Consider the following 22363-nt stretch of genomic DNA (forward strand, 5'->3'; position numbering starts at 1 on the left):
ACATTCCTAATTCATATCTTAGTATGAAGTAAAAACAACTATTAAATTAACTTCAAATTTTTTACAGCACTTTTTGGGGTTATTCCGCAAATGCCTATTCCCAGTGTTTCGCCAGTGTTTCTCTTGGTCTTTCCTTGCTCGATATCGATATTAAGTAACATTACACTTGTATCGAGCCTTTTTATGCAAAACTTTCGATTGTCCTCTTAACTAACTGTCCCCGATGAGTTTACCAATGCTGTTTTCCATTAGCTTATATATTGTTTATTACTTTAACCATTAAAGTATTTAATCAATTTCTGTTGCAACTCCCCTGCATGTGAGTATTCAATGTATTCTGCATTAGCAATATCAGAAATGTTTATAGTTTCCTTATCTTTGATAATTATCGTATCTTTACCTAGTCCATAGGAAAGACCAAGTTCTAACATTACATTCGGATTTAAGCCTGAAATATTAAAAATTAAGTACTTACATATTTGCATTTGTTCACATATCTTACACATTACATCAATATTTGAAATAGTTTTATCTGCCCTATAACTTTCAATACCACAAGACTTAAAAGCAATTTCAATACCATATTTATAGCTATCTAAATACTTGTCATCAAAAGGCATACCAACAAATACTCTATTAACTTCTAAAGCGGGATTTTTCGGACACCCTTCTACGCCAGTTTTTAAGCACTTTCTCATTTGATGTAATGGTATATTTTTTGATATGCCCTTATTCTTTTCAATCTCAACTTGGTCATCTACAAGTTGTTTTGTTGTTGAAATATTTATCTTAAATCTCTCAACAGCGCTATCTTTAACTGTTTTTTCACTTACAGATAATTCATAATCATAGATTTTAAATTGTTCAAGTGGTATTCCAGAACTTTTAAAATATTTAATAATTAATTCATTATATCTTTCTGAATACTTTTCCATAATAGTTTTATAGAAATAATCATTACTTCTTTTTAAATATTCAATCTCCTCGTTTAGCTTTTTCAACTCTGCAGAAAAATGTGTAAATATTACAAACTTTGTTGCCATCATAGTCCCTCCTTAATGCCGCTCCTACCATGTTAATACTGTCCTATTTAATACATCAAATTCTGAAAATCCCTATAAACAGCTCTCAATTTCTTATATTATTACAGATTCTAAATTATAATAAGTTAAATAATCTATCCTTAAAAACTGAAGGATAATCATCCAATATCTGTTCAATAAAATCATAATGTTTTATCAACTGTTTTTTTGCATTTTCCTTGGAAAATATATTAATTTTATTGCTAGTAAAAAACTCAGATATTTTTTGTGATATCACTCTATCACTAAATCCTAGATCATATAGTATTATTGCGGTTCCATATTCTAACCCATATTTTAATTCATTATTTAATTGCCTAAACACTTTATTTATTTGATGTAATTCTTCCACTTTCGAAGAAACTACTTCACCTATAGCGCTTATTATAACTGTAGAATCATAACTAAGTACACTATCACAGATTTTAATTATATCATCTAAATCAAAGTTTCTAAGTTTTCCTCTCTTTAGTATTTGAAATTCTTCCTTTTGAGAATATGTCAGTATATCAAAATAACTATTACCATTTTTCCACATTAATCCAATATTTAAAATACACTCGACAAATTCTATATTATTAACTATTTTATTATCATATACTTTTTCAATAACCATGAATACATAAGATAACAACATATCTGTACTATCACAAACAATTATCTCATCTAGATTCTCATTTACCCAGCTTTGAATATATAACATCTTTTTAACACTCAAAAGTGAACGACTATAAACATAACGTTCATAAGTGTCCCTTACGTTTTCAATACAGTATTTACCTATAACATCGAATATTTCAATTAAACTTTCTTTTTCTTCTAATGTTGCCAAATGATATGCTAATGTATTTTTAAGAACAGAGTGTATTCTGTCTTCGCATTCAACCCATGTATTCTCTTGCAAATAAGACATCAAGAAACTCTCTATGGCACCAAGTGATGATAGTGTCTGATCAATAACAAATTTTATATCATTATATAATTGTGGATGTTCTATTTTAATCTTTTGCAGATAATTCTTATATTTTTGTGGAAACAAATCATTCGTACTATAATAACTATTAATTATTTTCTTCATATCCAGAGTATAATTATTTTTAAAAGTACAAGGTTTAACCAAAAACAAAATACGACTTGAACATGCTTCTGAATTATTGTTATCAATAAAATGTTTATATTCTCTCCATTTATAACCAGCTTTTGAGTAATATGAATTGCGCTTATTGTATACAAATGTTTCTGTTAATAATATGCTGCCTTCTGTAAATAGACCAGATCTACCAGCTCTTCCTATTAAATTTTGAAAATCCCTTACGCGAATTTGATCTTTCCCTTGATACATATTAGATATTACTAAGTAACGGATTGGTAAATTAACACCTTGTGCTAATGTTGAGGTGCAAATCAAAAAATTAATATATCCCTTTTTCATTGCACTTTCAATAGCTATTTTTATTCCATTTGAAATTCCAGAATGGTGTACAAATGCCGCTCTATTAGCGGATAAGAAATAATCATTTTCCTTCCCATAGTTCTCTTCTATTAATTTACTAATTCTACCGACTTCTTCTAACGATGCATTTTCAAGCAAAGAACCTATATTATACCCTCTACTTTCAAGTACTAAAATACGTTTTAATATACTATTTGCTGTATCTTTTTTTCCACAAAATATTACAACTCCACCATTTTTGCATAATGTCAATCCATAATATATTGCAATATCATTATTAAGAACTTTCGATTTTTTAAAATCAACCTCTGGAAATATTCTTATTTTACGTTCGTTACTTAGTTTACCTAATTCCGTTATAGGAATTAATCTTGGTACATAAAACTCTTCCTCCTCTGGATTCTCTGGGTTTATAAAATATAGATAGCCAAAGCTCTTTTGTTCACTTTTACTCCAATCTGTAAAAGCAATTGTCTTTTCAGTCGATTTTATTGTATTATCAGATATTACGATACCACTTTCTCCATTAAGCCAATCGTTAAGCTCTTTAGCATTAGGTATAATAGCCGAAATTAAAATCTTTTGGATATCTAAAGGTAAGTATTCTTTAATAGTAGATATCAACAATTCGTATACAATTCCTCTACCGGGTTCATCAAAGAGGTGTCCTTCATCAAATACAATAAGACCTATCTTCTCAATCAGATCAGTTCTTTGGCGTAATAAATAAATAAGTTTTTCTGGAGTAGCAATTATCACTGCCTTTTCATTTGCACTATACTTATCTATTGATAATTCTTCTTTTTGTAAAACATCAGATAGTTCATCAATATGAACATTTTTATTAAATTTAAAATCATTTTCTAGATCATTACTTATTTCTCTGCACAAAGCTCTGAACGGAGCTACGACAATCCCTAAGCTGGTTCTCTCTGATAAAAAAGCAGATGCAATAATAATTGAAATTGATTTTGTTTTTCCAGAACTAGTGGGCATTTGAATAACTCCAGATTTTCCTGCGAATATACCCTTTTCACCTAACTGTTTTTGGGAGGGCCATAATTCTTTTATTAGACAACCATTAAAAACAACATCATGTAAAATCTTTATATTGAGTCGGGTATACTTTGGAAGTAAATTGATCGCGGAATTATATGTCTTAAGATAATAAATTGCACAAAAAGCATCCACTAATAAAAGTTCTAAATCCGTTCCACCCCCATAAATCATCTTCCTAAAAGCTTTTATATTATAATCACTAGGATATTTTCCTGTCTTAAAAAAAACTTGGAATTCACGCTGTAATAATTCTAAATAATAATTATATTCCTTATGTAAACTAACTACTTTACATCTTTCAAACTTATCTTGAAGCAATGCTGCTAATGCATTTTCAATACTATTTGCTCCTAGATTCAAATACCTAATATCCAGCTTATTAATTAAAACTTTTGAACTTCCTATATAATCACATAGAAAATATGCCACTGCTCCTAGTAATAAATAGTAATCATCTGCCCCTTCATCTAATTGTGCATTTAAATAGGAATCAAAATATTTAGATGAAAATTCTAAGACAGATTTGTACTTATTAGTGATCTCCTCAATACCTTTTTCTTTACTTAATATATCTACGGACATATTGCCTATCGCGGCTACTGCAATAAGAAACAAATCCTCAGCAGTTTTTTCAACTTTTATATGTAGTTCTTCGGGAACATTATATTCGATCATCTTTGCTTTAGCTCTTGCCTTTTTAAGCAGATACTTTGAGTTACTCTCAACTAACATATACTCGCTCTCCTATATAATTCATGAATAAAACTCATTAATTTATCTTTGTGAATGACAAGCAAATATAGATTAGGATCCGCATGTGCCACTGTTGTAACTTCTTTTAGAATATCTAATGAAAGAGAAGTATTCGAATGCACAGCAGCGGCTGCATATTTTTCCTTATAGGGTCTATCTGTTGCATTTTGAAATCTCTGAACAATCTTTGCTTGATCAAATTTACCTTTTTCACATAACCTTTGATTAGCTGCATTTAAAGAGAATGCAATTCGTTTTACATCTTTCTGAGAATCATTCACAGCATCCTGCAAACGATTTTTTGGCTTTGTTTCACTTGCTTGTCCTTTAATTTCAAAAATTAATAGTTGATCATTATTAGATATTTTTTCACCTACTTTAAAGCACATTAAATCACTTCCCTGTGCTGATGAGTTTGGATTAATCTTATTATCATATCTAGTCCTTGGTACATAATAATTCATTATATATTCTGCATAGTCAGCAACTATAATTTCACAAAAGTCTCCTGACCGTGTAGAGTTTCCTAATTTATCTATTGGATCCGGGAATTTTATCTTTTCCAAATACTCAGTTCTAGAATAACCATATCCAACTCTAAAACAATCTAATTCCTCATCAGAGCAATAATGCTGTCGAAAATACTCTGCCCATTTATTTAAAATTTCTTCATCTGCACATTCTTCCAGTTTTACTATACTTACCCTTTTACCTTCATTTGTTGTTATAACAGCTTCACTTATAAAATTATTAATATGTCTAGGTTTCATCTACTCTCCCGCCTTCACTATTAATTTTCTTGATAATTTACTTATTTTCCTTTTATTAGTAAAGGAACTATAGATGCTTATTTTAAAACAACCTTCTCTACAAGCTTATTATCATATTGAAATTGGAGTGGACTTATTTCATTTTCATATGTAATTCTTTCTGACAAAGAGATTATTTCTAATAAATAAGTATCTTTATATTAAGTGAAACAAACCGTTATGTATTCACGCTTACTAGGCAGAAACTTAAAATATTTTTGGTATTTACTTGATATTGCTCTTTGATTGCTTATGGGAAAAGGAAGGGACGGGATTTTCTGTAAGTACCATCCGTGATCAGTGTTTCTCCTATACCTCCATACCTTATTTTCATGACCCTTTATCTCATTTTTAAAGGTTATATTTGTAATATTTTGTATCTAAATTAGGTGGTGGATCTGATTTACCTGAACTATTTGTCCACTTTTTCCAGTTAGACTTATCTTATACATTTTCGAAGTTATTAATAGTTTCTTCAGATTCAATAGCGAAGAATACAGATGAACAATCCACTTCTTGAAAATGTTCGACAATATTTTTTTCATCATTAAAATAGTTCATATCTTCACTCCTCTCGCTTTGCTAACTTACTCTAATACACTATGCAAAACATTAAGGGCGTCAGGACAATGTCATAAATCTATGGTTACAAAATTTTACGCAAGACGTTTTTTACATTCATCATTTTATAGGTCTCTCATGGCATGTGGTAATCCTAAAACCTAAAATTTATCATCTGTGGGCCTCTCCACCATCATTTGTATAGCATAGCTATCTTCAAGTAATATTCACTACTTGGATTGTCACCTTCGTGGCGCAATAGATATGTACCTAAAGTGTGATTCATGCTATCGATGCAGATGCTTTGTTATCATTTCTACAGTCAATTAAAAAAATTGATTTATTAATTGCATCTTTATGTCCCGCATTAATTACTACCTGCCTAGCTATTTGATATTCGCTTTCTGAAAAATAAAATATGGCTATCAAACTCCCATCGGTACAATTAGCAGCCTCATATATCTTAACTTGTGTAAATACGTGTCTTAATGTCGAATTGCTTGCAAGTTTGAATTCAATAATATTTTGATTACGCTGACCCATTGATACAATAAAATCCGCCTGCCCTCTTCCATTATTTGGTTCAGAATCTATTTTATAATTGCTTCCATGCCAGACAAATCGAAATAATCTCTGCAAATCATTTTCTTTTGCTATTTGCTGTCCTTTAACAAATAGGTTCTTGTATCCATCACAATCTTCAATGATATATTTGAAAAAAGCTAACCTTTTTTTAGCTTCCTCCCTTGCAGATAAGTTTTCTTCTAAAACATATTCATTGGAAACAAATAGCGAAATTAAGTTTTTTGAAGCAATCATAAGTTTTTCAAGTTGTTTATTTAGTTCTTGCATACATTGTTTTTTTATTTCATCGGTGTTCGCTTCTTGCAACTTAATATAGTAATCATATAATTCAGGATATTCCCTAACAATTTCTTGAAACGCATTTTTTTCAACTTTTTGAATGGAATTTTCCCTAATAGCTCGTCGACTTCTCTTCTGATTTTCTTCATACTGTCGCACTGCTTGCCCAATATAATTATTTACGTATGCTCGTAAAGTATCGTTTTCAATAGCAGCCCGAATGCGTTCATGGCTTTTATAAAAGTCCTCCCTGTTTATTGATGGCTCATCCTCACGGAGAATATCATATGGAGTCAGTAAGACATATTCAATTTTGCCTTTTGAGTTATATAGAAAGGGGAGGGTATATTCTCTACTAACAAAACTCTCTGTTTCATAATTAAAGTAAGCTTTGTCAACCGGAATCGTTTGGCACAAGTCAGGATCTATATGTTCCTTAGCAAAGTCTTCAGTATACTCACAAAGAAATCTCTTAATTAAATTTACAGTTAAATCGCTAACTTTATCTTTTCCACTTCCTTCGTAAAGCAGCATAGCTTTTTCTATATGTTGACTCTTAGAAATACTCTTTGTGTTAAGTGCAAATCCTATATTATTATATAAAAATTTAGCAAATTTTCTTCCTAAAGCCAATCCTTTATTTCCAATCAAAGAATACCCTAACCAATTATTGGGTACCTCGCTAAAATTAAACCATGCATCTATTTCTTTAGTAGATAGTCCCTCCTTTGATTTTATGAATAAAAAGTGAAAATACCTTATAATTTCTTGATGTAGAGACTGATATTTATCACTATTAAAAATAAGCATAGGATCGATAAATAAAGGGATATCACATACTAAAGAAATATCTACCGCACCATAAGCTTTAATTAAGTCAGAATCAACTTTAAATCGTTCCGAAAAAAACATAATGCCATCTCCTTTCTTAAACTACAATTTTTATGAAATTATTGATTATTGCATATCTCAAATAACAAAGCATTATACAATCTAAAATTATTTCAATGAGTAATCAGGACTAGCAATATCAAATATTTCTGCAACCTTTTCAATAACTGCCTCTGAAGTTAAATCGCTCAAATTGCTGTACCTAAAACAGAAAGTCCAGTCTCTAGTTTTCTAATTGCAAATCTAATCAGTTCCTTAAAATCACAACTGCTCACATAGAATTTACTAATTTTTCAAGTACATTTTTATCTTCTGCAATAAGAAATTTTGATTGCTCTTTCTCCTGTTTTAGATAAAAAAAATTCATTTTTGTTGCTTTTTCATTCTCTAAAACAACTAGTCTATTTCTAAAATTTCTACTTACGTTATTTCCGCTATAAAACAATGCATATTTTGAACTTATGGGCAGATATATCCATAATAATTTTGTTATCCCTTCATCTGTATCAAACGTCTCATATAGAACAGGAAAATCTGAAGTTATAAATTTCATCTCTTCTGTTTTCAAAATTGAAAAATTCATAGTTCTTACTTCTTCGATAAGATTCTCTGGAATTCCTCCCGTAAATTTTTCATCAAGTAAAATCCTTTTATTTGCTACTTCACAAAGCGACTCAAATCCACCAAATCCAAGAAGATCCAAAAGTTCTTTAATTGCTTCAAGTTCTTCGTACCCTTGTATGTCGTTAGAACAATTTTTTTGCATATATTGCCTTAAACTCCATGGATTCCTCAAAAGCATATTTGTAATAAACTGTGCTAAAATATTCTTTTCCGTCGAACTACATATTAGTGCATTTTGGTTACTAGGCATCTCACAAACTGTGAAAATTTGATTTAACACCTTTGAATATTCTTTTTCTTGAAACGAAAATGTATTTTCCATACTATTCAGAAGCACATATTTACCTAATTTTTCATTTGATTTTTTCCATTCTGTTTCATACAAATAATCTACTCTGCAGATATCTTTAGGCCTACTCCTATTGATATTTTTCTTTGAACGATTATAAATCCAAAACATCTTAGAATTATCTATAAAATTTCTCAAATAAAATTGCGGTACATAATGTTGCCGTCGTGTTATTTCTTTATCCAATTTATAACGCCCTTTATTTACAATATTTGTATAATTAATTCCCATACCAACGAATATTTAAAATTTTTAAACCTTAATGAGAAATATAACTCTTCTGTATAATGCAATGACCTCCGATTTTTCGGTGTGATAAATGATTATAATTATCCAAATAGCTTAACTAAGATTGTTAGTAATTCTCCTATGATGCCTACATTTTTATATGAATCAATTAATGTAACCACGGATGAACTTCCCGCAATTACCTTGGGTATCAATTGAAATAATTTGGTTTTTAAATTCCGCGTCATAACTTCATTTCCACTTTGTAACTTTTTGATGAGTTCATTTAATATCTCTACTAGTTCCTGAACATCTTTTTCATCAAGTTTTGGATGTAATCTCTGTATTTTTTGTAAATCTACATACTCGAATTGCTTATTTACAAGATTTAAAGTGAGATCATATGGATCATCAAACCAATGTCTCTCATAGTCTTTCACAGAACCCTCGATTTTTGAAAATTCAATGCACACTCCAAAACAAGCTCTTTCCAATACATGCATAAGCACGGATGATTTATTAAGAGCTTTATTTGATTTAATTTCAAAATGTGCTGGTATCACATTGTTATATCCTTCATTATTAAACGTAGGCTTATTCTTAAGCTTTACTATATTTGGTTCATATCCTGGAGGACTTGTTATACAAATCAGAAAACCACCTGGGACACTATAATCATCAATAAAGTTAATATCACCATTTGGTAATTTAGTGCATTTTGTTTCTCGACTTACTGGTTTATCTTGAATTAAAGCATCCTCAGAAACAACTATTGGAAAGATTGGTGTATCTGATTTACCCCTTGGTCCACGATATGTCTCATAAGACCAATTCAAATATCCTTTATCTATAAAATTGACCTTTACTCTACCATTTTGATCTATTGATTGATTAACCAAAAATTCATGATACATAATAGCTCTCCTTAATATAGTAATTTAGTTTATTTGATGATTTAATATGAACCAAGACCGCCAATATAAGTAAATGATTCAACTACATAACTTTTATATAGTGGTGAAAATAAAAAAATTCTTAGTTATTATTTAATTAATAGGTACATAAATACCGTACCTAGCGTTTTCTGCCCCGAATGTTTCCATTTCTTCGGGGGTGGTAATCTCTAGTTACTATGGTTGTACAAATTTAAACACCCTTCCCACTTTTTAGATTTCCGATTCTATTACTTTATCAATCATATGATAAGCTTCATCAAAAGCGTTAAAAAACCATTTTTGAAAATCATTAAATGGAAGATTCATAAAGCCTTTACAACTTGTTTTAGCTAATGCAAGTACTGTATTGGCTTCTTTCCAGTATCTACTAAACGTGACTACTTGCTTGATATCTTTTTTGAAACTTTCACGATGTTTTTTATAAAGTGGTTCAACTTCTGGATATAGTTGCTTAAATTTTTTGTAAGAGTAATACGGATTCGTTTCATAATGAATCATAAAACTAGCATCAGCCATTCCTACATGCCAAGTAAATTCAAGATGAATGTTACGAGTATTTTCAAATAATTCTATTGGATTTCCATTTTTATATCCTTCGAGATCATTACGTCTCCAATCGTTTGTTGAAAAAAGAATAAGAAGCTGTGGGGTACGACCTTTTGCTTTTGTGACGAAGGTCTCAACCTTACCGTTATATTTACTATAGATATCAGTAAATATTGGATCAAAGTATTTCATATATGCAGTTTTAGGCTCTATCCATCGTTTATGCTGATTATAGTAATCAGAAAATGATTTATTTAAATCTATTGGAGCATTTATAAAATCTTTTAATTCATTTGCTCTTGATAGCAAATCTTTAGTTAAAATATCAAAAGGTGACTTAAATATTATATTTGAACAAGTTTTAATGATAAAATTAGTCCATTTTAATGGTTTGAAATTCTCACTATTTGCCTTTTCTCCAAGTAATGTCATATAATAAAATTCAACTTGCACTTCATTTTTACCATCTGTTTCTAATAACTTATTTAATTCACTCCTTAACATTGGAGAGCTATATGCTATAGTTTGCTTATACCCTTCATCAGAAAAGATTTTATTCTCAATAACCACCACTTTGTATTGACTAGACGAAATCAATATCATGTCGGGAAGAACTTTACTTCTGTTTCCATTTCCATAGATATTATCTATGTAGAATACACTCCGAGTATGAATTCTGCAATCTGCAGAATTGAAAATTTTGAAACTATCATTTGATAGCATGTTACAAAATCTATCTCGAAATTCTTGATTACCACTTAAATTAAAAGTTTCTGCAAGTAAGTTAGTGAAATAATCTTCCTTACTTGAAATTCCCAATATTTCAAAAACGTCTTTATCAGAAATATTATTATAACTTTGATCCATAATCTAACCCCCTATGATCTAACTCTTTCCCACTAAATTATCTCATTTGCCATAGAACTAAATCAATTTTCTTAATGTTAGTGATTTTTGCATTAGGATATTTTTTGTTGAATAGTTTAATTAATTCCTTTGAATCATTTGTCTCTAAGAAATTAGAGTACCATTCACTAATTTTGTGATAGAGATCAATAGTCTTCTGCAATCTGTTCTTCGAAGAGGGGTATGGTTTTTTTAGACCAAGATTTTGCAAAACAAATTCATCCCATACAGGTTGATTGGGATTTATTGTTGCTACCATTTTACTACAAAAGGAAGCTTCCACTCTGCCAAATTTGGTATAGATATGATTCAAAGCTTCAGAGAAAGATAACTCATTTACCTTATTTGCTTCCATGAACTCATAATAACCCTGATAGAATTCAGGTTTTCTTTGTCTCATCCGATAAAATCCATTATAGGCCGTCTGAAATTCCACATCTTTAGAGACGTCTACCAAATGAAGCTTACTCATTATATTTAGATATTTGTTTAACCCAACTCCTATCTTATCCAATGCTAACTCAGCTTTTAGCAAATCCATTTTATGGTCCCCCAGTATTATTAGATATTTAGTACTACGTGTTGTATGATTAATTTGTATTTTGATAACTTTAGCCATGTTTTTTACGTGAAAGACCATTTAATTCTAAGAACTACTAAAAATAAGTATTTCAGTCCTTCAACACCCCAATAACTTTTCCATTTATAACAATATCTTCACGTTGCATCTGAATTGGTTCGTAAGCTGGATTTTCTGAAATTAATAGAATGGTATCTCCCATTGACATGAATTTTTTCATGGTTGCCTCTTGATCTATTACGGCTATCACAATATCACCATTTGCAACATGATCTTGGCGATTGACAATGACGATATTTCCTTTGTTAATACCTATTCCACTCATACTATCTCCATTTACTCTTAGAGCAAATGTATTTTGTGGTTTTATCATCCACTCTGTCGGTAATGTAATATATTGATCATATTCTGTATTTACAGTAATTGGTATGCCAGCAGCTACATTCCCTAATACAGGTATTTTATAACTGTCAGGATAATCTAGCATTAGATCTGTTTCTATGTCTTGTACACTATAATTTTCTTCATCATTCTTTTCAAATGAATAATGAAATTGTCTATTTGTTTTAAATGAATGAAATATCTTCTGTTCTTTTGTTTGCGGTAAGAAATTTGGTTGACATCGAGGAATATCGTTAATTACTTCTTCCTCTCTATTTATTACAATAATATCTATACCATCTGTTGCAATACCATATCTAACATAGTTATTTGCTTGCATATATGATTTTAGTTGTTTCATTGCTGTCTCAATACCGGAACCAAATCTTTTTATTTCAATAAATAAATAGGGTACAACTTGTCCATTAAAATATATATCTACTGCAATATCTACATATCCACTGTTAGAAAATTGTTGAACTTGGTATTCTAGTTCAATTAAGTCTAGAGGGTATCCATATGTTTCATTTAACTCTTTTATCATCCATTGTCGAATCACTTCTTCTTTCGAATTAACATCCATAATTTGTTCAGTTAAAAGGTAATTTGGTATTCCGATTGACTGAAATGCTCGAATAGAACAATCCCTTCGTAATCGCAAATTATTAAAACCGATGTCTTTGATAAATTTAGATGGTTTATTAACAGATGTCATATACAATAACTCATTTGCTCTAGTCATCCCCACATATAGCAGCTTTCTCTCTTCTGATTCAATAGTCTCTTCATCATCTATATCATATATCTTATTATTGGGGATGACCCCTTCATCTAAATTAATCAAAAATATCACTTTAAATTCTAATCCTTTTATTGAATGCATCGTTACTATTTTTACTTTTTCTGATTCAAAATCTGGCTCTGTTTGATTTAATAACTCACATGGAATGTTAGCTTCTTGAAGTCCATTGAGAATACTATCCAATAAGCGATTCTCTTTTGCTACTATACAAATATCTGATAATTTATAATCGCTTTTTAGATGATTGATTTCATGGGTAATAAAGTTTTGTTGAGTAAGATTATCTTTAAAGTACTTATATGTAGGAGGTGCTCCTTGTCTGTCTAATAATGAAGGTTTAATAAAATCCACATTATTTTTAATTGTTTCATCATTCTCAATTAGTTTATACGCTGCTGAAGAAATCTGTGTTGTTGTCCTATAGTTTTTTGTAAGTGTTCTACTTTTTCCGCTCATGTCAAGTCCTATTGTAGTAAAAGCTCTTCCTTTTCCTAACCATGAATGTGAGTATATGCTTTGTGTATTATCTGCGACAAACATGATTGAAGAATATTTCTTATTATCATAAATGCATTTTAAAAACTCTAATTGCACTTTAGTTAAATCTTGACTTTCATCAATTATGATATGTTTGTACTAATTTCAACCTCTTTATCCTTATTAAAGAGCATTTCAAATTGATAATTTCCATCATCTTCGACTTTTTTATATTGGTACTTTATGTAATTTAATAAAGTTTTGTTAAACGTAACCATTAAAACTTTATCTCCAGGTTCAATGCAATAATGATTTAATAAAAAAGGAATACGCTTTACTGCTACAGTTGTTTTTCCAGAACCTGCAACTCCTTTTACTAACATATTTCCGCTCGGCTCTAATTCAACAATTCTCCTCTGTTCGATGTTTAGCTTCATGTCTAATCTCCCACTTTATTTCAGTATAATGTATCCGTATAATAATATTTCGACATAATGTTGTAAAATCCCTTCTTTTTTGATAGAAATTATTAACAAATATACCAAACGAATTATAAGATGTAATTTTAAACACAGACTTAATGCAAAAATTATAGACTTATAACCTGATTTCATTAAGATAACTTTTATATCTTCTCCAACCTCTCCTTATAAAACCTCTTCACCCTATAATCAACAACATCCTTAAAATGCACAACAAACCCCACATCCCCAACAAAATCTCCCAACTCACTAGTAAGACAAAATAAATCCCCTTCCTTATAAAAGAACCTACTCGAAGGCTGAGCCAAAAACCGCACTGGATTCCTATTAGCCAAACTCACATACTCTTTCTTCCCCCAGTTAGCAGCATCCGCAGTACTCTTATCACGTAACAAATCTACTAAGTTCGACCCATGTGAGTAAAACTCTTTAAAACTCCTATAGATATCATCCTCAGTAATTTTAAGCTTCATATTTCCTTTATTATAAAAGGCTAATAGTATAGGCATCTTATATGTCTTACTCATTGCAGTATTTTCAATTTCCTTTAGGAAATCATGAGCTATGGTACCAATAAGTCTTTTTTCATCGTCTGTAGTTTCATTGATTTTATCAATAAATGAAAGGTAATCTTTGAAAATATTAACGTCTCTTTTACTTCTAATGTTCGCATAGATATAATCATCTATATAAACATACATATCTGATCTCATTGGTCTTTTGTCTACATCAGTTTTAATACGATTATATTCCTCTAATACTAAATCTTTGATTTTCTTTTGCTCTTGTGCCATTTTCTTGAACAAATCTATCAACCTAAAATCAAAATCTATATAACAATCCTCTGGATAGTCTTCTTCCTCTGGTAGTTGTCTTGTCTTGCCACCTGCTTGTCCTACAAATGAATCACCGGTAAGGAAAAAAGGAACTAAATTCGCTTTTTTATAGTTACCGATAAAATCTAATACATTGATATAGTTTTTGCCTTTACTTTTACGAAGTCCTCTGCCTAATTGTTGTAAGAATATCGTTGGAGATTGTGTGGGTCTTAGAAACAGCACCATGTCTAGCTCTGGGATATCTAATCCTTCGTTGAACATATCTACGGAGAATATGAGTTTAATATTTCCTCTTTTTAGTTCTTGAATTGCTAGGGTTCTGTCTAGTGTTAGAGACTTTTGATGTTCTTCAATGGTACCGCTTATGACAGCACAACATTGGATGCCTTTTTCTGAAAAGTAATTGGTCATATAGAGGGCATGGTTACGACTTGTACAAAAACCTAGTGCTTTTTTACTATTGTATTTAAGATAGTTTTGATAAATAAGATCTGCTCTTATGTTGATACTTACTAATTTCTCTAATTGGTCTTCTTTGTATCTTCCATTGATATAATCAATGGAGTTATAATCTGTCTCATCATAGATTCCGTAGTACCTGAAGGGTACTAGCCATCCTTTGTTAATGGCTTCTTTTAATCTAACTTCGTATACTATGTTGTAATCACATAGTGCAAAGACATCTTTATTGTCTAATCGTTCTGGAGTGGCAGTTAAGCCAAGAAGGAATTTAGGTCTAAAGTACTCGATAATATTAGTATAATGATCTGCAACTGCATGGTGGAACTCATCTATGATTATGTAGTCGAATACATTGTTTTTAAAATACGCTTCGATTAGGTATTCTTTCTTTCCTAATGTCTGTACTGATGCAAATATGATGTCTTGTTCTAAATCCTTTTGTGATCCTGAAAAATGTCCCATTGATAGTTCAGGACGTATACACTTGAAGGTGTTTTCTGCTTGTTGTAATATTTCATCTCGATGTGCAACAAATAGAATCTTTTTAAATCCTTTTGAGTCAAATGCAGCGAGAAAGGTTTTACCAATACCAGTGGCTGCTACTACAATGCCTTTATCCAAGTTTTCCTCACGAAATTTTCGCAGTTCATATAAGGCTTCAATTTGAGCTCCGATGGGCTGGGGAAAAGATATTATATTTGTTGATGCGTTCTGACCATCTACAATATAATCCGGCTGATTTTGTGCTACTTTCTTAGTAGTATCCTGATCTTCTATTTGGTCTTCAATCTTTTCTAATTGTTGAAATACTTTTGGACGTCTCCACTGCTTGGAATATCTTCTTAACTCGATATCATCTACAATAATAGAATTATTTAAAAAAATATCTTCAAAGGCACCTCTAAAATATGCACAGTCTTCTTTCTTTTCCTTAGAATTAATTCGATAATTCCACTCTATTCCGTGGGTTAAGGCAGACCTTGATATATTGGAGGAACCGATAAAGATTTCTTGGTAGTCATCATATTTAAAGAAATATGCTTTTGCATGAAAGGATTTATTTGGGACATTGTAGAAACGGAGATCTACTCTATCTCCTAATTGATCTTTTAGGAGATAAAGGGCTTGGGGCTGCGTAATATTTAAATAATTTCCACATAATATTCGTAAATGTGCTCCATTATGAATGGCAGTCAAGAGGTCATTTATCAATAGTCTGACCCCTGACTCCATTAAGAAAGATACATTGATATCAATTTCTCGCGCTTTTAAGATAGATTCTTTTAGATAATCATAAAGATGATTCTTATCTCCTGTTATGCAGTTATCATTGGTTACGCTGTTGCCATTTGCAAAATAATCTACCATCTAGTTCTCCTTTGTTGTCTTTTCTACTTCATTTCCTCATCATAGTAAACTATCTTCAGCAAAACTATAAGATTCAACTTATTTAATACTACACCTAATAACTTTACAAATACTCCTTATAATCTTCCCAATTATCTGCGATAAGCTTTGGAGTATCTAGATCATAGGGACAGTGATCTTTGCAATGATCACAATGGATACAATCGTCTACCTTTTTCATTTTTTCTTTTGTGGCATCATTTAGAGTCATAGCTGCAGGGGCTCGACGGAGTAAGAGGGACATTCTTGCTGCTGTAGGGATATCAATGTCTACTGGACATGGCAAGCAATAACCACATGCTCTACAAAAGTCTCCTCCTAGTACTTCTTTATCTTTTTGAATTAGTTCTGTTAATTCTTCATCCTGTACTGGCGGGTTTTGAATATAGGAAATAAATTCTTCAAGTTCTTGGTCCTTTTGGATTCCCCATATAGGTAGTACATTATCGTATTGTGCCATAAAAGCATATGCGGCTGCTGAATTGGTAATTAATCCACCTGATAAGGCTTTCATTGCAATGAATCCTACATTATTTGCCTTACATAGCTCCACTAGTTCGATCTCTTTTGGTGTTGATAAGTAACTAAATGGAAATTGGAGGGTATCGTATAAGCCTGATTCTACTGCCTCAAAGGCTACTGCAAGTCTGTGATTGGTGATTCCGATATATCTGATCAGACCTTTTTCTTTTGCCTCTAACATAGCTTCATATAAACCACTTCCATCTCCAGGTTTGGGACAGAAACTTGGGTTATGAAATTGAAATATGTCTATATAATCTGTTTTCAAGGTATCTAATGAGGTATGCAGATGATCCCAAAATTCATCGACTTTCTCTGTCATTGATTTAGAAGCGATAAAAATCTTGTCTCTTACATCACTTAAAGCGTAACCTATCTTTTCTTCACTATCTGTATAAAATCTCGCAGTGTCATAAAAAGTAATGCCACTTGCATATGCCTTTTTTAATAAAACTACTGCTTCATCTCTACTTATTCGTTGAATGGGTAGTGCTCCAAATCCATTCTTATTTACTTTTATACCTGTTCTTCCTAAAGTAACTATATCCATGTTACTCTCCTCCCTTTAATTCATAATAATCTACCTTAAACTACAATGAACACGCTCAGCAAATACTATCCTAGTATATAATATTCGACAATCTTATTGAAAACCCTCTTTTATTCGCTATGTTTTGTTAATGTTTTGGGTCATGGGTCGCTGTGGGCAGAGGCCCCTACTGTGGTATTTTTTTAAATATGATATTTAGCCACTTTTCATCTTCTTTGTCTGCTCTAATATCGCTTGTTATCATTGTTTCTAAGATGGATAGCTCTTTCAATGGCTCTATCAAATCTGCTAATCTGCTTTCAGTTAAGTCTGTAAAATAACGTCCATTTCTTTCTCCTTCAAAATCCCCATATTTAAAAGAAGCATACAAATAACCATCCGGCTTTAACGCCTTAGAGATTTTTTGAATCACCTTTGGCAAATCTACATATGGAATGTGAAGTAATGAAGCGCAGGCCCATATACCATGGAAATTACCCTCGTAATCCAATTGTTCAAAAGTTTTACATATTACTTCTTGTCCGATATATTCACTTGCAAAGTTACATAACTCCTGGGAACCATCTATGGCGTATACCTGATACCCTTCTTCAATAAACGCCTTACTGTCTCTTCCAGACCCACATCCTAAATCTAAGATAGTTGATCCTTTTGGAAGGTGCTTTAAGAAATAATGATGTAAATTAGATGCATTGGCATCAAGGGTATTTGTTATGAAAGCTTTATAGAATTCGTTGTAGTAATTTAAAGTTTTGTTCATGTTTTCTCCCATACTGATTATACATCAGGTTATATGTTATATTGTACCATTTTTCTATATAATACCGAAGATTAATAATGAATATTTGTAATAATGTTAATAACAAATACAATCGACATCATCAATTCATTTATACTTGAAGTCAGTATTTTAGATGCTTCAATAACATCCTTTTAGGTTATATCTTCTAATTTAACAGTGCCTTCTAATATATATTATTGCAGGATATAGAAATAGTGTCGACATCAATAATTGTCTTGATATTTATTCCATTATTTTTTTATGTCTTTGCTTAAAAATATAGCCTAAAATTATACTAATCAAAATTGAGCAAATGAAAATAGTCCCCCATATTTTCCAAGCATTATTTGTTGCCCCTCCACCTTGGTCTACACCGTCAGTATTAAATATCATTGCAAGGACAAATCCACCTATATAACCTATAACAGTAGCTACCGAAAGTGATTGTCTGCCACCGATAGAAGCTATAACTATTATAATTAAGCTAACAATTGCCAACATGTTTGGCCACTGTTTCATACCATGCATCCCAAAGAATACAAATCTGCATATCCAATATGATATAGCAAGTAATCCAATCATACTAAATCCCCATAGAATTTTGTTTTTTATACCCAATGGTTTCAGTTATATCGACCTCCTGTTATCTAGACATTCTTTAATTCGCGTTTTATTGCTAATATCATTCAGAACGTTTGATACCTATGCATTGCGTCGTAATCTTCTATTATTAATCACTATATTAATATTGTTAAATACAGTTTGAATAGTAAAGCTATATCATACATATCTAAATATAGTGTCTTACTTTAATCATCTATTTTATATACTTTTTTCCTATTAGACATGGGATCTTTTTATTTGGGTCATGGGTTCTTTGCTGGATGGGGGTTGATTTGAGGAATGTTGTTAGGAGAACACAGTTCTCCCCTACGGAGGTTAGGTGCTTACGTAGTTGATGGGTTGGGTCCTACCGAGCGGGTGTTTTGCGTAGGGATGAACTGTGTTAGTCTAGCCATGTGATACTGTTGTGCATATTAGAAAATGAAGTAATACTTTAGTCTGTTTCATTCATATCTACTCTTTTGTTATAAAAATACATTAAATAAATACCCACAATTATTTGACCAAGAATAATTACAATAGTTAATATATTATTTATAGTAACTTGCCTTTTAATCTCTATACCTATGTGTTGAGCATAATAAAGATAAGATTGGATTGAAGAAATAGCATTTGGTAAATATGTACTTAAATCTAGCCCACCTTGAATTGCCACTAAAGCTCCTGTTATTGTTCTAACCATTTGATTTTTCGCAAGAGTAATAGGCTTACCTTCATTAGTTTTCTTTAGATATCTTACTAATAATACAATTGCAACTATTCTAAATACAATTACAGTACCCTTATACATGATGATGGAATACACATAATTTTCTCTTGGTAACACTATATATGCATTCAATATTGCTAAAAACTCAAATATACTTGTAATTATTACATACAACAAAACAATGCTTATAACCTTTTGTCTGAGAATATGATTCTTTTCCATAATGCCCTCCTCATAATTATTACTTTTATTCTATCGACATTTTTTGAAAATGAGTATTCTATTTTATGTAATATAGAAATAATGTGGACTTACTTATTAAAAATAATATACTGGTACTGCAACGAATATGGTGATTATAATGAACATAACGCCAAACGAAATTGATATTACTTTTGAATATTTTCTTTTTGATTTTAGATGTAATCCTTTATACAATAACATACACCCAGCATAGATAAAAATTATTGGAACACCAATTTTATAAGGAATTAAACCCAACAAAAAACTTACAGAAAATATTAATTCTATTACTGAAAATAATACCTTTATCCATTTTGTACTTTTATTATTAATATAAAATCACCACCTCTAATTTATAATTTTAATATACATACATTTTACATATCAATAATTAGTTCAACCTTACCAACTGAAATTTGCGTCCTACTTTACTGTATAGTCACGATATACAATCAGAGTAATTGCATTTAATATGATGGTAACGATGAGAAGAACCGTTGCAACGAACGCCACAGCACCAGTTGTGTCCATAAGAGCAGTCCAATCCGCGATTTTTACTAGATGATAGTTATATAAAATCTGTAAACATAGCGAAATAGCACAAGCACTGATGCTCATAATGGAAAGAGCTATCCAATTCCTATGGTCATGCTTTTCATATCGCATAAGATTCGCAACAGGAAGCATCCAAGCAATTAGGCCAAGCACGAGGCTGCCTATATTAAGTAAACCAACCATAATATTCTCCTTTCATGATAAACCAAAATCATACACTATGTAATATATTAACATCACTATTAGACTAGGTAGGATAAAGAGAAGATACTTAAAGCCTATCTTTAATCGGTATGAATGAAGCTCTTTTTTGCCTTCTTCTTTTAATCCAACATATTCCCAACCGGCTGCACCTTTTGCTTTTGCTCCTGCTAATAAAATTGTAATTCCCAATAGTGCTAAGTTTCCATTTTTAATAATTTGGTAATCTTTTAAGACCAGACTAATAATAACTATTATTAGTTGTGCAGCAACACCAATGAAAAATATTTTCCTCACTTCTTTTTTCCCCCTATTTTGATTCATTTAAAACAATTTACGCAAATACGATATGATATATTCTTTTTTATAGACCTTTTGATATTAATTGTCATACAGGTTTTAGATATTTAGCTATGCTTATTTAGAAAAAAAGGTGAATATTCATGACTAAAAACATGAAATAAAGAAAAGCAAAGATAGTAATGGTCATCTTTCTTCTGTGTTGATATTTGGAAAACTATTAATAATGCTAGTAATTTCAATGAGTTAGTTAGACCTTCCCTATAGTGTAATATACAAAGTAAGTAACTAATACAATTATAATTGATATTTTCTTATTAACTAGAATAATTGAATTACTTTTCTTCATAATGAAGCTCCTTTTATATGATAATGTTGTTATATTAAGTAATATATAAAAAACGTGACATAAATTTACTATTTATTTGCTTTTAAAATACTGATCATAAAAAACTCTAATACGATCCAATAAAATACCAGCTCTCATCAAACTTTTTTGTTTGTTTAATATCTTCCTCAAAAAATATTACATCGTTTGAAGTATAGACAAAACCACTATAATTGTCTAAGATTCCACGGAAAGTAAAGAAAAAAACATTGTATTCTTCTTCATATTTTTCTACAATAATATCACCGCCGCCTTTAGAAAGATGTGTGTATTTTTCAGGCAAATGAATAAGTGAAGGATTATACGAAATATTTGGTTTTAGCGTGTGATTCTTCACCATTGCAACAACTTCTTGTCTTTCGTACATATTTGATTTAAAGTCGATATTCAATATAATCTGATTAAATGGAAAGAAAAAGAGCAGTAAAATGGTAATTACCTGCACAGCCAATGGTTTTCTGAACTTATTTTTCAGCCAATTTATTACGGTAGCGACTGTTATGCCTATAAAAAAAGCATATACACAAAACGAAATTGGCAATAATATAAAAACTGTTAATTTGTCAACAATTATCCATTGAAAGAACTTTAATAGGATAACCAAAATACTGCTGGTAATAGATAAATATAAGATCTTATTTGATTTTTCCATTCTTACCTCCTCTTGGATTCATGTTTTTGTTAGGGTCTTTTCTTTTGGGTCGTCTCAGTTCATTCACTATACGAGGTTTAATTTAATAAACGTCCACGGGCGAACACAGTTCGCCCCTAGTACTATAGAGTTATAGCAATAAGCTATAACTTTTTCTTTATTACTGAGTATTATATTCGAATATTTTTAAATATATAAATACTAACGTTTGAATCCCTAGTCTTAGTTATAAATACCGGTATAGTCACCAATCAGTTTATATGCTATTATTTTACTGAATAAGAGGATAAACGTTTCGCCCCTAGGGAGAAACCCCTTAAAGGTTTC

Annotated in this window: 18 protein-coding genes; all 18 read right to left on the reverse strand. The window is 30.8% G+C overall.

Annotation, left to right across the window (positions count from 1 at the left end):
• Positions 1-272 precede the first annotated feature (272 nt).
• Positions 273-1043 (reverse strand): hypothetical protein, encoded by a 771-nt coding sequence (locus tag GC105_RS14855; RefSeq protein ID WP_152806421.1) that lies wholly within the window; start codon positions 1041-1043, stop codon positions 273-275.
• A 115-nt stretch (positions 1044-1158) separates the two neighbouring features.
• Complete coding sequence (locus tag GC105_RS14860) at positions 1159-4326, reverse strand: DEAD/DEAH box helicase (RefSeq protein WP_152806423.1); 3168 nt, start codon at positions 4324-4326, stop codon at positions 1159-1161.
• On the reverse strand, positions 4320-5117 hold the full coding sequence (locus GC105_RS14865; RefSeq protein WP_152806425.1) for a Hachiman antiphage defense system protein HamA: 798 nt from the start codon (positions 5115-5117) through the stop codon (positions 4320-4322). Before GC105_RS14865 ends, GC105_RS14860 begins: the two co-directional genes overlap by 7 nt.
• Before the next feature lie 882 nt (positions 5118-5999).
• The gene (locus tag GC105_RS14870) at positions 6000-7493 is read right to left on the reverse strand and encodes a hypothetical protein (protein WP_152806427.1); all 1494 of its coding nucleotides are present in this window, start codon (positions 7491-7493) and stop codon (positions 6000-6002) included.
• A gap of 250 nt (positions 7494-7743) precedes the next feature.
• Entirely contained in the window at positions 7744-8631 is an 888-nt protein-coding gene (locus GC105_RS14875) for a DUF4238 domain-containing protein (protein ID WP_193708439.1), read from the reverse strand.
• 143 nt (positions 8632-8774) lie between these two features.
• The gene (locus GC105_RS14880; protein ID WP_152806431.1) at positions 8775-9587 is read right to left on the reverse strand and encodes a hypothetical protein; all 813 of its coding nucleotides are present in this window, start codon (positions 9585-9587) and stop codon (positions 8775-8777) included.
• 252 nt (positions 9588-9839) lie between these two features.
• Positions 9840-11042 carry a PD-(D/E)XK nuclease family protein gene (locus GC105_RS14885; protein ID WP_152806433.1) on the reverse strand — a complete coding sequence of 401 codons (1203 nt, stop codon included), beginning with the start codon at positions 11040-11042 and terminating at the stop codon, positions 9840-9842.
• A 37-nt stretch (positions 11043-11079) separates the two neighbouring features.
• Entirely contained in the window at positions 11080-11622 is a 543-nt protein-coding gene (locus tag GC105_RS14890; RefSeq protein WP_152806435.1) for a hypothetical protein, read from the reverse strand.
• Positions 11623-11752: 130 nt separating this feature from the next.
• On the reverse strand, positions 11753-13438 hold the full coding sequence (lexA, locus tag GC105_RS17345; RefSeq protein ID WP_343030055.1) for a transcriptional repressor LexA: 1686 nt from the start codon (positions 13436-13438) through the stop codon (positions 11753-11755).
• Positions 13439-13464: 26 nt separating this feature from the next.
• A complete protein-coding gene (locus tag GC105_RS17355; RefSeq protein ID WP_246169863.1) occupies positions 13465-13758 on the reverse strand; it encodes a UvrD-helicase domain-containing protein in 294 nt (97 codons plus the stop codon).
• A gap of 188 nt (positions 13759-13946) precedes the next feature.
• Positions 13947-16472: a DEAD/DEAH box helicase family protein gene (locus GC105_RS14900; RefSeq protein WP_152806437.1), complete on the reverse strand. Its 2526-nt coding sequence runs from the start codon at positions 16470-16472 to the stop codon at positions 13947-13949.
• Positions 16473-16575: 103 nt separating this feature from the next.
• Entirely contained in the window at positions 16576-17583 is a 1008-nt protein-coding gene (locus GC105_RS14905) for an aldo/keto reductase (protein ID WP_152806439.1), read from the reverse strand.
• A 166-nt stretch (positions 17584-17749) separates the two neighbouring features.
• Positions 17750-18343, reverse strand: coding sequence for a class I SAM-dependent methyltransferase (locus tag GC105_RS14910; protein WP_152806441.1), 594 nt, complete (start codon positions 18341-18343; stop codon positions 17750-17752).
• 264 nt (positions 18344-18607) lie between these two features.
• Positions 18608-18946 carry a hypothetical protein gene (locus tag GC105_RS14915; RefSeq protein ID WP_152806443.1) on the reverse strand — a complete coding sequence of 113 codons (339 nt, stop codon included), beginning with the start codon at positions 18944-18946 and terminating at the stop codon, positions 18608-18610.
• A gap of 475 nt (positions 18947-19421) precedes the next feature.
• On the reverse strand, positions 19422-19919 hold the full coding sequence (locus GC105_RS14920; protein ID WP_152806445.1) for a hypothetical protein: 498 nt from the start codon (positions 19917-19919) through the stop codon (positions 19422-19424).
• A 444-nt stretch (positions 19920-20363) separates the two neighbouring features.
• A complete protein-coding gene (locus GC105_RS17360) occupies positions 20364-20558 on the reverse strand; it encodes a hypothetical protein (RefSeq protein ID WP_246169864.1) in 195 nt (64 codons plus the stop codon).
• A gap of 132 nt (positions 20559-20690) precedes the next feature.
• Positions 20691-20993, reverse strand: coding sequence for a hypothetical protein (locus GC105_RS14930; protein ID WP_152806449.1), 303 nt, complete (start codon positions 20991-20993; stop codon positions 20691-20693).
• A gap of 458 nt (positions 20994-21451) precedes the next feature.
• Positions 21452-22036 (reverse strand): hypothetical protein, encoded by a 585-nt coding sequence (locus GC105_RS14935; protein WP_152806451.1) that lies wholly within the window; start codon positions 22034-22036, stop codon positions 21452-21454.
• Positions 22037-22363 lie beyond the last annotated feature (327 nt).

Source organism: Alkalibaculum sporogenes, assembly GCF_009362815.1.
Taxonomy (GTDB): Bacteria; Bacillota; Clostridia; order Eubacteriales; family Alkalibacteraceae; genus Alkalibaculum_A; species Alkalibaculum_A sporogenes.

Bases quoted from the DNA above. Each gene is read 5' to 3' on its own strand.
- GC105_RS14920 (WP_152806445.1), bottom strand. From the start codon at position 19,919: ATGGAAAAGAATCATATTCTCAGACAAAAGGTTATAAGCATTGTTTTG.
- GC105_RS14900 (WP_152806437.1), bottom strand. From the start codon at position 16,472: ATGGTAGATTATTTTGCAAATGGCAACAGCGTAACCAATGATAACTGC.
- GC105_RS14935 (WP_152806451.1), bottom strand. From the start codon at position 22,036: ATGGAAAAATCAAATAAGATCTTATATTTATCTATTACCAGCAGTATT.
- GC105_RS17355 (WP_246169863.1), bottom strand. From the start codon at position 13,758: ATGAAGCTAAACATCGAACAGAGGAGAATTGTTGAATTAGAGCCGAGC.
- GC105_RS14890 (WP_152806435.1), bottom strand. From the start codon at position 11,622: ATGGATTTGCTAAAAGCTGAGTTAGCATTGGATAAGATAGGAGTTGGG.
- GC105_RS17360 (WP_246169864.1), bottom strand. From the start codon at position 20,558: ATGAGCATCAGTGCTTGTGCTATTTCGCTATGTTTACAGATTTTATAT.
- GC105_RS14880 (WP_152806431.1), bottom strand. From the start codon at position 9,587: ATGTATCATGAATTTTTGGTTAATCAATCAATAGATCAAAATGGTAGA.
- GC105_RS14910 (WP_152806441.1), bottom strand. From the start codon at position 18,343: ATGAACAAAACTTTAAATTACTACAACGAATTCTATAAAGCTTTCATA.
- GC105_RS14905 (WP_152806439.1), bottom strand. From the start codon at position 17,583: ATGGATATAGTTACTTTAGGAAGAACAGGTATAAAAGTAAATAAGAAT.
- GC105_RS14915 (WP_152806443.1), bottom strand. From the start codon at position 18,946: ATGATTGGATTACTTGCTATATCATATTGGATATGCAGATTTGTATTC.
- GC105_RS14885 (WP_152806433.1), bottom strand. From the start codon at position 11,042: ATGGATCAAAGTTATAATAATATTTCTGATAAAGACGTTTTTGAAATA.
- GC105_RS14870 (WP_152806427.1), bottom strand. From the start codon at position 7,493: ATGTTTTTTTCGGAACGATTTAAAGTTGATTCTGACTTAATTAAAGCT.
- GC105_RS14860 (WP_152806423.1), bottom strand. From the start codon at position 4,326: ATGTTAGTTGAGAGTAACTCAAAGTATCTGCTTAAAAAGGCAAGAGCT.
- GC105_RS14865 (WP_152806425.1), bottom strand. From the start codon at position 5,117: ATGAAACCTAGACATATTAATAATTTTATAAGTGAAGCTGTTATAACA.
- GC105_RS14855 (WP_152806421.1), bottom strand. From the start codon at position 1,043: ATGGCAACAAAGTTTGTAATATTTACACATTTTTCTGCAGAGTTGAAA.